This window comes from Lysobacter sp. TAF61 (genome assembly GCF_052113485.1).
GTDB lineage: Bacteria > Pseudomonadota > Gammaproteobacteria > Xanthomonadales > Xanthomonadaceae > Lysobacter_J.
On sequence record NZ_JBFRDH010000004.1, the window covers coordinates 146,835 to 160,359 of the forward strand.

Genomic DNA, 13,525 nt, shown 5'->3' on the forward strand with positions numbered 1-13,525 from the left:
CCTCACAGCCTCATGCCTCAGCCTCAGGTTTCGGGCGAACCGATCTCGCGCTGCAGCCAGCGGTCGATCATGCTCTTCTCGAAACGCAGGTAGTCGTTCGCCTGCACCGGGCTGGCGCCCATCATGAAACCGCTGTCGCTGAGCTTGCGTTCGCCCTCTGCCAGCACCTGGCCATCGGCGCCGGTGCGGCGGAAGGTCAGCGTCATCCGCGGCGGATAGATGTCGCGGATGATGCGCGTGTCATCGAGGTCGGGACCGTGCCAGCCCTCGTACATGCCGGCGCGGCGGATGTCGACGATGTCGACGTCCAGGCGCTCGCCCGGCGGCAGGCGCTTCTCGGCGCTCTCGCGCAGGTGCTCGGCGAGCTGTTCGACCCAGTTGCCGCGCTTGGCCTCGTAGCGGTTGCCGCTGTAGCGGATGTCGCTGAAGGTGGACGGGTCTTCCCAGCGCACGTTGACCGGGCCCTGCACGGGCAGGGCGCGGGGCGCGTTGGGATCGGTGACGTTGCGCGTGCGCGCATCGGCCGCGCCGAACACCGCCAAAGACGCGGCAATCAGGGCCGAAGCGATAAAGACGGGCCGCAGGTTCATGGCGGGCTCCGGTAGCCGTACCGGCTGGTACACCACGATTGTCTGCCTGCATCCGTGCGGCCGCCATGGGCGGGGCGACGGTCGTACAGCGGCGGTTGGCCTGGTGTGTCGGCGTCAGGTCAGGAACCAGGCCTCGATCGTGCCCTTCATCTTCACCGTCATCGGGTTGCCGCGACGATCCAGCGCCTTGCCGATCGGCAGCCGCACCCAGCCTTCGCTGATGCAGTACTCCTCGACATTGGTGCGCTCCACGCCGTTGACGCGGATGCCGATGCCACGCTCGAGCAGGGCTTCGTTGTAGTGGGGGCTGCGCGGGTCGTTGGAGAGGCGGTCGGGCGGGGCGGTGTCGGTCATGGTGTCGTGGTCCGTTCTGGCTGCTGCCGCGCGGCACGGGCCGCGCGGGGCCACAAGGATACTTGGTTGCGCCCGGCGCCCTGCCGTCAGCGTGGAGCGGGTTACTTCAGGACGTACCCGGCCAGGCGCCAGGTTCCGTCTTCGTCCTGGCGGAACGAGATCAGCTCGTGGCCGGCGCGGTTGCCCGCGAACAGGGTGTCGAATTCGACATTGGCGTAGGTGCCGGCCGGAAGCTGCTCGGTGCCGGGCGTCGAGTGGCGGCTGACCACGGTCCAGCGTCGGGCCATCGTCGCCCCCAGCGGCTTGCGCTGGGCGGTGACGGAGTCGGTGAACTTCTTGCGGTCGACGCTGCGCTTGGCCACGGCCGAGGCGCCGTCCCAGACCTCGGCGGCGCGGCCGGAGTCGATCAGCTGCGCCGCCTGCAGGCCGGCGGTGGCCAGGCTGTTGGGGTCGATGTCGCGCGCCGGCGCCGCCTTCTGGGCAAGGGCCGGGGCGAACGCGGCCGTCAGGGCCAGGCACAGCAGGGCGGTGGGCATCCTCGGGGCATTCATCGGCGCGGGCTCCAGGCGGGGCGTGCAGGGGTGGCCTGAGTATGCGCAGGCCATGCCGAGGCGCTGTGAAGCGGGGCGGACGCGCGTCAGGGGTGCTCGCCGCGGCCCTGCAGCTTGGCCACGTGGATGACCGCGCGGACCTTTTCGCGGTCGGTATGGCGGGAAATCGCGACCGCGCCGAGTGCGATGGCGCGCTCGCGCAGTTCGGCCGGGACGTCGTAGTGGGCGCCGGAGGTCTTGTCCTGGAAGGCCCGGCGCGGGATCTCGAGCCGGGCGGCCATGGCGTGCAGCTCGTCCAGAGTGTCGGCCATCAGATGGGCCCAGCGCCGGCCGCGCCAGAGATGAACAGCGTCGTCGACGTAGACCGTCATGGCAGGGGCTCAAGGGTCATCGGGGGGCCTCCGGAGGGGTGATCTGGCCGGTCTGTGAACACAATTGCATCTCCGGCATTGCTTTGCGACGCAATAGCGTCTAACGTTTGCCGCGCTGAGTTAGCCAAGGGTCACCGTGAATGTGGCCCGATGTAGATCAAGATTCACTCCATCGTTGCACCTCGTTTTCTCCTTGCAACCAGCCTCACGTCGCGAAAGCGGCAAATTCACCATGTTCCAAGGAGTTAACAAAATGTCGAACCGTGAAACCGGTACCGTCAAGTGGTTCAACGATGCCAAGGGCTTCGGCTTCATCAGCCGCGAGAATGGCGAGGACGTTTTCGTCCATTTCCGTTCGATCCAGGGCTCGGGCTTCAAGTCCCTGCAGGAAGGCCAGAAGGTCACCTTCACCGTCGTCCAGGGCCAGAAGGGCCTGCAGGCCGACGCAGTGCAGGCGGTCTGAAGACTGACATCGTCGCGGCGCTCACGCGCTGACGAGAGAAAAACCCGGCCTCGGCCGGGTTTTTTTTTGCCCTGCATCTTCTTCGGGTGTGTCGGGCTGCGGCAACGCCGTCCGCGGGGTCGGGGATTCAAATGCCCGGTCGTCGTCTCAAAGCCGTCATTCCCGCGAAGGCGGGAACCCAGGGACGTTGCACGCGATCAGGGCAGGTGACGCGGGACCCTGGCCTTGAGCAGGCGGATCAGGTCGGGGTCCATGAACTCGTAGTCGTCGGGGATCTCGAGGCAGATCACGCGCTTGTTCGCCAGGTGCCGTCGGAATTGCGTGGCGAGCTTGCTGCGATGAGCGCGCTCCATCACGAAGATGAGGTCGGCCCACTCCACGAGTTCGGGCGTGAGCGGGTTGTCCGCGCCGATGTTGAGCCCGGCCGACGCGCTCTCGATACCGGGCCAGTCAGCGAAGACCTGTTCCGCGGTCGGGCTGCGCAGCCGGTTCTGGCTGCACAGGAACAGGACCTTGCAGGTGCTCAACCCTTCGCCACCCGCACCATCTTGGCCATCAGATGATCGATCGCCGAGCCGACCGAGGTGCAGCGGCCCATGTGCACCGGCGAGGTCTGGATGATCGAGCTGCGCCTGGCGGTCAGCCAGTGGAAGCGCGCGCGCTGTGGCAACTGGCCAATCGGACCGCTGCCGGGACCGCCGGCGCAGATCACTTCAATGGCGGCGAGGTGCCGGCGCACGGTTTCAAGATCGACCAGCGGGTCGACCGCGAGCAGCCGCGCCTCGTCCAGCTCGATCCGCGCCTCCAGGAACTTCGCGCCGGCACACGACACGATGATGCCGACGTTGACGAACTCCTCGCGCTCAACGCGCGGGACCACGCGGATGACCGAGTAGTCGTAGGTATCGGGGCGTTGCGGGTCAGGCGCGTGCATTGACGGCCTCCTCGACGAAGCGCTGGCGCTGCGCCAGCCGCTGCATGAAATGCTCGACGTAGGCGGCGCGATGTTCAGCCGGATCGGCGGGCGTGTCGGCGCCGGCCAGCCAGGCATCGGGCACCATCGCCATGATCGACGCGAAGCCCTCGCGCGTCAGCTTCGGCGCAAGTCGCGCATCGGCGCCGGCGATGTCGTCGGCGCGGGCCAGCAACACGTGTTCGCGGATCATCGGGAAGGCGCTGCCGGCGTGGCTCGGCGAACCGTCCCAGCCGTGATGGAAGTACAGCGCGGCACCGTGGTCGATCAGCCACGGCTTGCGATGCCAGACCAGCAGGTTCGGGTTGCGGAAGCTGCGGTCGACATTGCTGACGAAGGCGTCGAACCAGACCACGTCGGAGGCGAACGCGCCATCGACCTGCTCGGCGACCGGATCGAAGTTGACCGAGCCGGGCAGGTAGTCGAGGGCGAGGTTGAGGCCGGCGCTGGCGCGGATCAGCTCCTGGATCTCGGGGTCGGGTTCGGTGCGCGCCAGTTCCGGGTCGAGATCGACGAACACCAGCTCCGGAATCGGCAGGTCCAGTGAGCGGGCGATCTCGCCTGCCACCAGTTCGGCGACCAGCGCCTTGGGGCCTTGCCCGGCGCCGCGGAACTTCAGCACGTACAGGCCGTCGTCGTCGCCTTCGATCACCGCAGGCAGCGAGCCGCCCTCGCGCAGCGGCGTGACATAGCGGGCGGCATGGATGGATCGCAGGGGCATGGAGCACAGCCGATGAAAAGCTGCGACAGGTTACCCGCAACCCGCTGCAATGGCGCGGCGGGTCAACAGCCGCGCATCACCAGGTGTCTTCGAGCATACGCGGCTGGCACGCCAGCCAACCGCCGACCAGCAGCACCGCCAGGCACACGCCGAGGAAGGCGAACGGCCAGCCCCAGCCGTGGGTCATTTCATGCAGCAGTCCGAACAGCAGCGGCCCCAGGCAACTGAGGCTGTAGCCAACGCCCTGCATGAAGCCCGACAGCTTCGCCGAGCCCACCTGCGAACGCGTGCGCAGATTGATCAGCGTCAACGACAGCGGGAACGTGCTCGGCCCCAGGCCAAGCAGGGCGACCCACAGGAACGGTGCCGCCATCGGCGCCAGCAGCAGGCCGGCGAATGCGGTGACATACGCGACCGCGCAGGCCACCACGATGGGATAAGGATTGGCCACGCGCACCGCCACCGCCGGCAGCACCAGCGCGCTGATCAGCCCGAGCGTGGAGAACAGCGCGACCATGCTGCCGCCCAGCGCCGGACTGCCGCCGGCCTCGACCAGCAGCTTGGGCAACCAGGTGAACATCGAGTAGGTGATCAGCGAGGTCATGCCGAACATCAGCGCCAGTCCCCACGCCACCGGCGAGCGCGAGACGCGACCGGTGACGACAGGGGCGGCCAGTTCCGGCGCCGCATCGCCTGCGGTCACTGCGCAGTCGTGCGCGTAGGCCAGCGCATGGGCCTGGCGCGAACGGCCAAAACGCTCCATCCACAGCACCGCGATCCACGGCAGCGCCGCCGCCGCCGCGATCAGCGACCAGCCACCCAGCGACGCGCGCCAGCCCACGCTCTGCGCGAGCGGTACCGCCAGCAGCGCCGGCAGGATCGTGCCCAGCTGCAGCACGGTGATGTAGAAGGTGCTGACCGTGCCAACGCGATCGGCGAAGTAGCGCTTCACCAGTGGCGGCAGCACCACGTTGCCCATGCCCATGCCCGACAGCGCCACGGCCGAGGTCAGCAGCAGCATCCAGGTGTCGCCGACGAAGGCGCGCGCGAACAGGCCCAGCGTCGCCAGCACCATCGCCAGCAGCGCGGTGCGTTCCAGGCCAAGGCGATGGGCGATGCCGGGCGTGGCGACGCCGAACACGGCGAACGCGGCGGTCGGCACCATGCCCAGCACGCCGGTCATGGTCGAACCGAAACCGAGCGTCTCGCCAAGGCTGTCGAGCAGCGGCGTCAGCGAGGTCACCGCGGTGCGCAGGTTGAAGGCCGACAGCACGATGCCGGCAAGCACCAGCGTGCGGTCGCGCAAGAACGGGCGCGCGATCGGCAATGCAGTGGGGGTAGCAGTCACGGGCGGCACCTGTTCGAGCCTGCAACGACAGGCGGGGGGATGGCTGGCACGTCCTCGGGCAGCGGTTCCGTGCAGCGACGGAAGGCGAAGACAGTGCGGCAGGAAAGTCTGCGCGCTGCCTGCGGGTGAAACCAGCCGCGATCCGGCAACGCTGGGTTCCATGGTACTGGCGAGCGCCGATCGAGGCGAAGGCATTGGCGCATGACGACACATCCAGCAACGTCGCGAGCACGCCCGCTCCGGCGGCCGCGGGCCGGCCTCACCCGCCGGGGCGCAGCACCTGGGCCGCCCCGGCGCCCGGGCCGTTGGTCATGGTGGCCCTTGGCGCCCGGGCTGCCTAAGATCGGCGGACTCCATCTGGTAGAGCGTCCATGAAGTTTCCTGCCGTTTCCCTGCTGGCGCTGTCGATCGCGCTGGCGGTCAACCCTGCGTCGGCGGCCAAGCCGTCCGCACCGACCTTCGATCCCAAGCGCCTGTCCAACGACGTGAAGGTGCTGTCTTCCGACGAGTTCCAAGGCCGTGGCCCGGCCACCGAAGGCGAGGTCAAGACCGTCGACTACGTGGTTGCCCAGATGAAGGCCGCCGGCCTCAAGCCCGGTGGCGACCTCAAGGACGGCCAGCGTGAATGGACCCAGGCCGTGCCGCTGGCCCGCGCCGAGATCACCGGTGCGCCGCAGTTGTCGGTGGAGGTCGCCGGCAAGTCGCAGGCGCTGACGCAGGGCGACCAGATCGCAGTGCGCGCCGCGCAGGACGGCTCGAGCGCGGTCGACATCGCCAATGCGCCGCTGGTGTTCGTCGGCTACGGCGTCAAGGCGCCGGAGCGCAACTGGGACGACTTCAAGGGCGTCGACCTGAAGGGCAAGATCGCCGTGGTCCTGATCAACGATCCGGACTTCGAGAGCGGCCAGGGCGACTTCGGCGGCAAGGCCATGACCTACTACGGCCGCTGGACCTACAAGTACGAAGAAGCCGCGCGCCAGGGCGCACTCGGCCTGCTGATCGTCCACGAAACCGCGCCGGCCTCGTACGGCTGGGCGACGGTGAAGAACTCCAACACCAACACCATGTTCGATGTGGTCCGGGACCAGCCGGCGTCGGTGCACCCGACCATGGAAGGCTGGATCCAGCGCGACTTCGCCGCCGCATTGTTCAAGAGCGCCGGCCAGGACTTCGACGCGCTGAAGAAGCAGGCCGCCACGCGCGAGTTCAAGCCGGTCGTGCTCAAGGGCGCGACGCTGTCGGCCAAGTACGACGTCAAGCGCGAAGTGATCACCTCGCACAACATCGCCGGCCGCATCGACGGCACCAAGCGTCCGGACGAGACCGTGATCTACAGCGGCCATTGGGACCACCTCGGCGTCGGCCAGCCCGATGCCAAGGGCGACACCATCTACAACGGCGCGGTCGACAACGCCACCGGCATCGCCGCGCTGCTCGAACTCGCCCGCGGCTTCGCCAAGGCGCCGGCGCCGGACCGTTCGGTTGTGTTCCTGGCCGTGACCGCCGAAGAGAAGGGCCTGCTCGGTTCGGAGTACTACGCCTCCAAGCCGCTGTACCCGCTGGGCAAGACCGTGGCCGTGATCAACATGGACGCGCTCGACCCGCACGGCCTGGCGCGCAACTTCACCACCTCCGGCAGCGCCAAGCAGGAGTTGCTGGACCAACTGGTCACCACCGCCAAGCAGTGGAACCTGGACTACGTCACCGATCCCAAGCCGGAAGCCGGCCACTTCTTCCGCTCCGATCACTTCCCGTTCGCCAAGCGCGGCGTGCCGGCGATCTCGTTCGGTTCGGGCAACGACCTGGTCGACGGTGGCCTGGAAGCGGGCAAGAAGATGGAAGACGAGTACGTCGCCGACCGCTACCACCAGCCGGCCGACCAGTGGGAAGCCAGCTGGACCTTCGCCGGCATGGCCCGCGACCTGCAGTTGCTGTACACGGTTGGCCACGACCTGGCCGATTCCGACCGCTGGCCGAACTGGGATGCCGCCTCGGAATTCCGCGCGGCACGCGACGCGACGGCGGGCGACCGCAAGTAACGCCTGGCTCCCTCACCCGCAACGCGGAAGAGGGCCAGCGTGACGGCAAGGGCGAAGCGAAAGCTTCGCCCTTTGCCTTTCAGGGGCCCGCTCGGCTTCCAGGATCAGCCCAGCTTGCGCGCCGCCGCGTACGACAGCAGGTTGCCCAGGCCGGTCATGCCCAGCAGCACGGCAACCACACCGGGGGTGATCTCGGTCCAGCCGAAGGCTTCGATCAGGGCGAAGCCCACGCCCAGCGCGACAAACAGGATGCCCCAGCGCAGCGAGGTGTGGCGGCGCTGCAGCGCCTCGGCCTGGACCAGCGTGCGGATCAACTCTTCCGAGCCGTTGCCGGCGATGAGTTTGGCGCGGGTGCGCGCATCCACCACGATCTTGATGGCGTAGGTGATGCAGATGAACAGGGTGATCGGGATCAGCAGCTCGAAGTTCATGGCGGCTCTCTTGGTCTGGTGGTGTCTGGTGGTCGGGAAATGTTTCGGGTTCAGGCCATCAGATACGGCCAGGCCGGGGCCGGTTGCAGCCGGTCACGCCGATCCGCCGGGACCGGTCGTTTGCAACCATCCGGGCCCCGGGCGTATCCACATACCCATGACGGGTGGATTTCAGTGACTGAAGACGACCGCAAGCTGGTCGAGGACGTGCTGGGCAATGTGCCCGGCGCGTTCGAACGCCTTGTGCGCGAGTACCAGGGCCTGTGCTGGCACATCATCCAGCGCATGGTTCGCCAGCCCGAGGACACCCGCGAGCTGTGCCAGGAGGCGTTCCTGCGCGTCCACCAGTGCCTGCACCAGTACCGCGGCGAGAGCGCACTGAAGTCCTGGATCGGCCAGGTCGCCTATTCGGTGGCCAAGCGCCACCTCGAGAAGCGCCGCATCGCCATTGCCGACAGCGGCGATGACGACGACGGCCTGTCGCTGCTGGACCAGGTCAGCGACGGCTTCGATCTGGAGGGCGCCTGTGCCGACGCCGAGATCGCCGCCGGCCTGCACGAGGAAATCGAGGCGCTGCCGCCCTTGCAGCGCACCCTGCTGACGCTGTATCACCTGGATGAAGTGCCCATCGTCGAGATCGCCCGGATCACCGGGCTCGCCGAGGGCACGATCAAGAGCCATCTGTTCCGGACCCGGGCACGCCTGCGCGAACGCCTGCAAACCCGGATGGGAGCTATCGCATGAACACCCCCGACGACCGCGCGCCTGACCACCGCAACCCCCTCGGCAGCCGTCGCCTGCCTGCCGACGCCCAGCGCATGGAGCGCGAATGGCAGGCGCAGGAACGCGCCCTGGACCAGGAGCGCCGAGGGGTGCCGCTAGACGCCGCCGACCCGCGCGTCGGCGAGTACCGCCTGATCGCCCGCGCCCTGCGCGCCCCGGCCATGGAGCCGGTGCCGCACGACCTGGCCGCGCAGATCGTGCGCCGGGTCGAAGCCGCACAGTCCCTGGGCGAGCGGGTTGAAGGCTGGCTGCTGAGGATCCTGGTCGCGGTGCTGGCGCTGGTCGCCCTGGGCGCGATGGCCATCTGGGGGTCGGACTGGGCCTCGGCCTTTGTCGGCCTGTGGCCGCAGCCATCGCCGCAATCGGCGGCCTGGGGCGGGCTGCTGCTGGCCTGCCTGGCCGCGTCGCTGCTGGCGCAGTGGGGCGGGCGCTGGCTGGGTCAGCAGGAGCATGGTCACCCTGCCTGATGGGCATTGCGGCCGGCAGGCCGCCGACCTAGTGTGACCGCTCACCCTGGCGGTTGGCGTTGGCTCTCCCAGCCCGACCACCGCCCGGGCATGCGAGGCCTGCCATGAACCGTTTCCTCGTCAGGGCCGCGCTCGCGGTTGCCGTCTGCGCCGCGCTCGCGTCATGCCAGAAGCAGGCCGATCAGGCCGCCAGCGCGCCCGCGGCCGCGCCTGCCAGCAGTGCCCCCGCACCCGCCCCGATCCCCAGGCCTTCGGCCACCGAACTCGAGCAGTTGGCCGAGCGCCTGGTCACCCAGTCGGCTGCGGTCAAGGACGGCGAGATCGTCCTCGTCAGCGGCCGCAGCCAGGACGCCGAACTGGTCGAGAACATCGCGGTGCAGGTGCGCAAGCAGGGCGCCTTCCCGCTGGTGACCTACAGCAGCGATCGCATGTCGCGGCGCTTGTTCTTCGATGTCCCCGACAAATTCGACGCGCAGCAGGACAAGCTGGCGATGAAGATCGCCGACATCGCCGATGTCGTGATCGGACTCAACAACGGCACCAACGAAAACCTGTTCGAAGGCGCCGACCCCAAGCGAATGGCGGCACGCGCCAAGGCCGACGAGGCCGTGAACCAGGCCTTCCTCGACAAAGGCGTGCGCATCGTCGAGGTGGGCAACAACCTGTACCCGACGCCATGGCGCGCCGAACGCTACGGCCTGACCGAAGCGCAGCTGGCGGATGTGTTCTGGAAAGGCCTCAACATCGATTACCCGCAGTTGCAGAAGCGCGGCGAGCAGATCAAGGCGACGCTCGAGGCCGGCAACGAACTGCACGTCACCAACCCCAATGGCACCGACCTCACGCTACAGGTGAAAGGTCGCCGGATACTGGTCAGCGACGGCATCATCTCGGCCGAAGACGAAAAGGCCGGTGGCCCCTCACTGGCGGCCTACCTGCCCGCCGGCGAGGTCTACATGACACCGGTACCGGGCAGCGCTCAGGGCAAGGTCGTGCACACGCGCAGCTACTTCCGCGGAAAACCCATCGACAACCTCACCCTGACCGTCGACGGCGGCAAGATCACCGGCATGACCGGCGATGGTCCGGGCTATCCCGACTTCAAGGCCGAATACGACGCCGTCGCCGATGCGCGCAAGGACCAGTTCGCCTTCATCGACTTCGGCATCAACCCGAACGTCGCCTTGCCGGCCAACAGCACCGTGGGCACGTGGGTGCCAGCGGGTGCGGTCACTGTCGGCACGGGCAGCAACTCCTGGGCCGGCGGCGACAACTCGGTGCCGTACGGCATCGTCGCATTCCTGCCGGGCAGCACCGTCACCCTCGATGGCAAGCCCATAGTAGAGAAGGGCGTGCTGAAGCTCTGACGGCACCGCCAAAAGAAAATCCCTCTCCCTGGTGGGAGAGGGACGGCCGCGAACGCGGCCAGCGAGAGGGGAAGCCCCTCACCCCTTGATGCACACCACCTGCCGCAACGTGTGCACCACTTCCACCAGCGCGCCCTGCGCCGCCATCACCGCCTCGATGTCCTTGTAGGCGGCCGGCGACTCGTCGATCACGCCCGCGTCCTTGCGGCACTCCACGTGCGCAGTTGCCTCGCGGTGCTCTTTCAGGGTGATCCGCGCACGCGCGGCGGTACGGCTCATCACGCGGCCGGCGCCATGGCTGCAGCTGTGGAAACTGTCGGCATTGCCCTTGCCGCGGACGATGAAGCTGCGTGCGCCCATGCTGCCGGGAATGATCCCCAGTTCGCCTTCGCGCGCGCTGACCGCACCCTTTCGCGTGACCAGCAACGACTCGCCATGGTGCTGCTCGCGCTGCACGTAGTTGTGGTGGCAATTGACCGCCTGCGCATCGAGCTGGAACTTCGGCAGGCGATGGCGCATCTCGCGCAGCACCTGCGCCATCATCGCCTCGCGGTTGGCGCGGGCATAATCCTGCGCCCACGACACGGCCTCGACGTAGTCGTCGAACAACGGCTCGCCCTCGAGGAAGAACGCCAGGTCGCGGTCGGGCAGGTCGAAGCCGAGCACGCGCTTCTCCAGCTCGCGGCGTGCCAGCTCGATGAAGTACGTGCCGACCAGGTTGCCGGTGCCGCGCGATCCCGAGTGCAGCATCACCCATACGCGGTCGGCCTCGTCGAGGCAGATCTCGATGAAGTGGTTGCCGCCGCCCAGTGTGCCGGTCTGGCGCTCGACCTTGTCGGGACGGACCTTCGGATGACGCTCGCGGATCCGCTCCAGCCGCGCCATCAGGTGCGACTGCGCCAGCTTCGTTTCGATGCTGTCGGGGAGACGGCGATGCTCGCCACCGGGGCCGTTGCCGACCGGCACGCCGCGCTCGATCGAGCTGCGCAGCTGCGCCAGGTCATCGGGCAGGTCCTCGGCGCGCAGCGTGGTGCGCACCGCGGCCATGCCGCAGCCGATGTCGACGCCGACCGCGGCCGGGATGATCGCGCCGCGCGTGGGCACGACCGAGCCGACGGTGGCGCCGATGCCGAGGTGGACGTCGGGCATCACCGCGACCCACGGGCCCACGAAGGGCAGGGTGGCGATGTTGCGCAGCTGCTGGCGGGCCTGGTCCTCGACCGGCACGCCGCGCACCCAGCCCTTGATCGGCGTGGCCGAACCGGGTGCGTGCAGCAGTTCGTAATCGTGTTGCATGTTCATGGTTCCTTCCTGTGTCTTTCCGTGTTTCGTGAAATCCACGCGGCCGGTTCCTTCCGCCCGCATGGAGCTTACTGCTTGATGCTCACCAACTGCTTCAGCACGCCATCTAGGCCACCGAACACCGTCAGCTTGTCGACCTTCTCGGTCACCTTCTCCAGCGCCTCCAGCTCCTTCAGGCGCATCAGCACCGGGCTCTCCTCGATCAGGCGCGCGGTGTTGAGCAGGGAACGCGTGGCGTTCGCCTCCTCGCGACGGCGGATCACGTTGGCCTGGGCCGACATCGAAGCCTGCACGACCGAGTTGAGGATGTCCTTCATCTCGCCCGGCAGGATCACGTCCTTGACGCCGACGCCGAGCACCTCGACACCGAGCTCGCCCACCTGGCCGCGCACGTAGCCGAAGATGTCGGCGTCGAGCGAGGCCTTGTCGCCGAGCAGTTCATCCAGCGTCTTGGCGGAGATCGCCTTGCGCAGGCCGTACTGCAGCTCGCGGTACACGTAGTCGCCGTACTTGGCGACCCTGGTGCGCGCGGCCACCGGGTCGGTAACGCGGATACTGGCGGCAAGGTTCACGCGCAGGCTGACCTTGTCGCGGGTCAACAGCTCCTGTCCGGAAACCTCCACCGACTGCACGCGCAGCTCGATGGTCTCGACGCCGACGTTCTTCTGGAAGTTCCAGAAGGCGTACGCGCCGGCAGCCAGTGTGCGCTGCAGGCGGCCGTCGACGAAGACCAGGCCGGCCGACGCTTCCGGCACGACCAGCGAGACCGCGACGCGCTCGAGCGAGCCGAGCTGACGCAGGCGCCTGGCGACGGCGGCATCGACCTGCAGGCTCTCGTCGACCGACACCGCCTGAACCTCGATCGCGATGAGGCCCTTCCAGTACAGCTTGCGGCTGCCCGGCGCGAGAACATCCTCGAGCTTGCCGTTCTTCAGCACGAGGCCGACCTCGTTCATGCCGAGGTTGGCCAGGACGAAGTGCGCGGACAGGTTGTCGGCCAGCGCCGCAACCAGCACGTCGGTGTCGTTGCCTGCGTAATCGCTGCGGGCAATGTTGTGCACGTTGACCTCGACCCGTGCGAACGGGTCGAACCAGCGGTACACGCCCGGCGCAAGCACGCCTTCAAACTGACGGTTGCGATACACCAGGCCGCGCTCGCCGTCACCGATCACGACCCTCTTGGTCCAGAACATGGGTGTTCTGGCGAAACAGCGCATGGGGCGTTTCCTGTTTGGGCTTGCGCCCGATGTAAACGACGTAACAGGTCGTTGTTTGGAGCGGGACTCGAACCCGCGACAATCAGCATCCGAAGCTGACGCTCTACCCATCTGAGCTATCCAGTGGTGGACGAACCGGAATCGAACCGGTCACCAACGGCTCCCGCCGCTGCTCTTCCCTCTGAGCTACCGTCCGCTCGTGAAGCAACGCCTCATGGGGTCGGGCATACGCCACGGCACAGCCGCGCGCACCGGACGGGTGCAGCCTTCAAGCCGCGAACCCGTACCGCTGGACATCCATTCGATCGTTGCTTCGCATTGGTGCCTGTCGCCAGGCACCAATTCATTGGCAATGCATCCCCCACCGCCCGTGCCGAAGCATCCCGGCACAGCGCTACGCGCCTCAGCAGTGTTCCCTTCCTCGGACCAGCATGTCCGGATGCTTCGGGACGCGATGCACCGCGCTATCCGTGTCTCCTTCGCTTTTGCGAACGACAAAAACAAAACGCCCCCGGGTCGTGGAACCCGAGGGCGTTCGCTTGCCTCGG

Annotated in this window: 16 protein-coding genes and 2 tRNA genes; 5 read left to right on the plus strand and 13 right to left on the minus strand. The window is 67.8% G+C overall.

All coding sequences use genetic code 11. The annotated features are described in order from the left end of the window. Positions 1–23 precede the first annotated feature (23 nt). The 4 genes from AB4Y64_RS10805 to AB4Y64_RS10820 all read right to left on the minus strand — a co-directional run bounded on the left by AB4Y64_RS10805 (position 24) and on the right by AB4Y64_RS10820 (position 1,866). Positions 24–590: a DUF3016 domain-containing protein gene (locus tag AB4Y64_RS10805; protein WP_441816463.1), complete on the minus strand. Its 567-nt coding sequence runs from the start codon at positions 588–590 to the stop codon at positions 24–26. A gap of 114 nt (positions 591–704) precedes the next feature. Beyond that, positions 705–944 carry a DUF3297 family protein gene (locus AB4Y64_RS10810; protein ID WP_441816464.1) on the minus strand — a complete coding sequence of 80 codons (240 nt, stop codon included), beginning with the start codon at positions 942–944 and terminating at the stop codon, positions 705–707. 101 nt (positions 945–1,045) lie between these two features. After that, entirely contained in the window at positions 1,046–1,495 is a 450-nt protein-coding gene (locus tag AB4Y64_RS10815) for a DUF4019 domain-containing protein (RefSeq protein WP_441816465.1), read from the minus strand. 86 nt (positions 1,496–1,581) lie between these two features. Then, the gene (locus AB4Y64_RS10820; RefSeq protein WP_441816466.1) at positions 1,582–1,866 is read right to left on the minus strand and encodes a DUF4031 domain-containing protein; all 285 of its coding nucleotides are present in this window, start codon (positions 1,864–1,866) and stop codon (positions 1,582–1,584) included. Positions 1,867–2,119: 253 nt separating this feature from the next. Between AB4Y64_RS10820 and AB4Y64_RS10825 the strand changes: the two genes are divergently transcribed. After that, on the plus strand, positions 2,120–2,329 hold the full coding sequence (locus tag AB4Y64_RS10825) for a cold-shock protein (RefSeq protein WP_158732419.1): 210 nt from the start codon (positions 2,120–2,122) through the stop codon (positions 2,327–2,329). Between the two features lie 197 nt (positions 2,330–2,526). Here AB4Y64_RS10825 and AB4Y64_RS10830 read toward each other — a convergent pair whose 3' ends face one another. From AB4Y64_RS10830 to AB4Y64_RS10845, 4 genes are all read right to left on the minus strand, one after another. Continuing rightward, a complete protein-coding gene (locus tag AB4Y64_RS10830; protein WP_441816467.1) occupies positions 2,527–2,856 on the minus strand; it encodes a low molecular weight protein tyrosine phosphatase family protein in 330 nt (109 codons plus the stop codon). Beyond that, positions 2,853–3,263, minus strand: a complete 411-nt coding sequence (locus AB4Y64_RS10835; RefSeq protein WP_441816468.1) for a DUF3037 domain-containing protein — start codon at positions 3,261–3,263, stop codon at positions 2,853–2,855. The genes AB4Y64_RS10830 and AB4Y64_RS10835 overlap by 4 nt, the downstream gene beginning before the upstream one ends. Next, entirely contained in the window at positions 3,250–4,017 is a 768-nt protein-coding gene (locus AB4Y64_RS10840) for a HipA family kinase (protein ID WP_441816675.1), read from the minus strand. The genes AB4Y64_RS10835 and AB4Y64_RS10840 overlap by 14 nt, the downstream gene beginning before the upstream one ends. Positions 4,018–4,099: 82 nt before the next feature. After that, positions 4,100–5,329 (minus strand): CynX/NimT family MFS transporter, encoded by a 1,230-nt coding sequence (locus tag AB4Y64_RS10845; RefSeq protein ID WP_441816676.1) that lies wholly within the window; start codon positions 5,327–5,329, stop codon positions 4,100–4,102. Positions 5,330–5,742: 413 nt separating this feature from the next. Here AB4Y64_RS10845 and AB4Y64_RS10850 point away from each other — a divergent pair, with 413 nt between their 5' ends. Further along, complete coding sequence (locus AB4Y64_RS10850) at positions 5,743–7,410, plus strand: M28 family metallopeptidase (RefSeq protein WP_441816469.1); 1,668 nt, start codon at positions 5,743–5,745, stop codon at positions 7,408–7,410. A gap of 104 nt (positions 7,411–7,514) precedes the next feature. Here the strand turns inward: AB4Y64_RS10850 and AB4Y64_RS10855 are convergent, their stop codons facing one another. Continuing rightward, positions 7,515–7,841, minus strand: coding sequence for a hypothetical protein (locus tag AB4Y64_RS10855; RefSeq protein WP_441816470.1), 327 nt, complete (start codon positions 7,839–7,841; stop codon positions 7,515–7,517). Positions 7,842–8,015: 174 nt separating this feature from the next. Here AB4Y64_RS10855 and AB4Y64_RS10860 point away from each other — a divergent pair, with 174 nt between their 5' ends. From AB4Y64_RS10860 to AB4Y64_RS10870, 3 genes are all read left to right on the plus strand, one after another. Next, positions 8,016–8,585 carry an RNA polymerase sigma factor gene (locus AB4Y64_RS10860; RefSeq protein ID WP_441816471.1) on the plus strand — a complete coding sequence of 190 codons (570 nt, stop codon included), beginning with the start codon at positions 8,016–8,018 and terminating at the stop codon, positions 8,583–8,585. Then, positions 8,582–9,091, plus strand: a complete 510-nt coding sequence (locus tag AB4Y64_RS10865) for a hypothetical protein (RefSeq protein WP_441816472.1) — start codon at positions 8,582–8,584, stop codon at positions 9,089–9,091. Before AB4Y64_RS10860 ends, AB4Y64_RS10865 begins: the two co-directional genes overlap by 4 nt. Before the next feature lie 104 nt (positions 9,092–9,195). After that, positions 9,196–10,458, plus strand: coding sequence for an aminopeptidase (locus AB4Y64_RS10870; RefSeq protein ID WP_441816473.1), 1,263 nt, complete (start codon positions 9,196–9,198; stop codon positions 10,456–10,458). A 78-nt stretch (positions 10,459–10,536) separates the two neighbouring features. Here the strand turns inward: AB4Y64_RS10870 and AB4Y64_RS10875 are convergent, their stop codons facing one another. The 4 genes from AB4Y64_RS10875 to AB4Y64_RS10890 all read right to left on the minus strand — a co-directional run bounded on the left by AB4Y64_RS10875 (position 10,537) and on the right by AB4Y64_RS10890 (position 13,172). Then, on the minus strand, positions 10,537–11,760 hold the full coding sequence (locus AB4Y64_RS10875; RefSeq protein WP_441816474.1) for an RtcB family protein: 1,224 nt from the start codon (positions 11,758–11,760) through the stop codon (positions 10,537–10,539). Between the two features lie 68 nt (positions 11,761–11,828). After that, positions 11,829–12,953: a slipin family protein gene (locus tag AB4Y64_RS10880; protein WP_441816475.1), complete on the minus strand. Its 1,125-nt coding sequence runs from the start codon at positions 12,951–12,953 to the stop codon at positions 11,829–11,831. A 79-nt stretch (positions 12,954–13,032) separates the two neighbouring features. Next, a tRNA-Pro gene (locus AB4Y64_RS10885) sits at positions 13,033–13,100 on the minus strand. 1 nt (position 13,101) lies between these two features. Continuing rightward, positions 13,102–13,172, minus strand: a tRNA-OTHER gene (locus tag AB4Y64_RS10890). Positions 13,173–13,525 lie beyond the last annotated feature (353 nt).

Excerpts from the sequence above, each read along its gene's own strand:
- AB4Y64_RS10880 (WP_441816475.1), bottom strand. The coding sequence starts at position 12,953 with ATGTTCTGGACCAAGAGGGTCGTGATCGGTGACGGCGAGCGCGGCCTG.
- AB4Y64_RS10835 (WP_441816468.1), bottom strand. The coding sequence starts at position 3,263 with ATGCACGCGCCTGACCCGCAACGCCCCGATACCTACGACTACTCGGTC.
- AB4Y64_RS10825 (WP_158732419.1), top strand. The coding sequence starts at position 2,120 with ATGTCGAACCGTGAAACCGGTACCGTCAAGTGGTTCAACGATGCCAAG.
- AB4Y64_RS10875 (WP_441816474.1), bottom strand. The coding sequence starts at position 11,760 with ATGAACATGCAACACGATTACGAACTGCTGCACGCACCCGGTTCGGCC.
- AB4Y64_RS10855 (WP_441816470.1), bottom strand. The coding sequence starts at position 7,841 with ATGAACTTCGAGCTGCTGATCCCGATCACCCTGTTCATCTGCATCACC.
- AB4Y64_RS10865 (WP_441816472.1), top strand. The coding sequence starts at position 8,582 with ATGAACACCCCCGACGACCGCGCGCCTGACCACCGCAACCCCCTCGGC.
- AB4Y64_RS10870 (WP_441816473.1), top strand. The coding sequence starts at position 9,196 with ATGAACCGTTTCCTCGTCAGGGCCGCGCTCGCGGTTGCCGTCTGCGCC.
- AB4Y64_RS10815 (WP_441816465.1), bottom strand. The coding sequence starts at position 1,495 with ATGAATGCCCCGAGGATGCCCACCGCCCTGCTGTGCCTGGCCCTGACG.
- AB4Y64_RS10850 (WP_441816469.1), top strand. The coding sequence starts at position 5,743 with ATGAAGTTTCCTGCCGTTTCCCTGCTGGCGCTGTCGATCGCGCTGGCG.
- AB4Y64_RS10820 (WP_441816466.1), bottom strand. The coding sequence starts at position 1,866 with ATGACGGTCTACGTCGACGACGCTGTTCATCTCTGGCGCGGCCGGCGC.
- AB4Y64_RS10805 (WP_441816463.1), bottom strand. The coding sequence starts at position 590 with ATGAACCTGCGGCCCGTCTTTATCGCTTCGGCCCTGATTGCCGCGTCT.
- AB4Y64_RS10810 (WP_441816464.1), bottom strand. The coding sequence starts at position 944 with ATGACCGACACCGCCCCGCCCGACCGCCTCTCCAACGACCCGCGCAGC.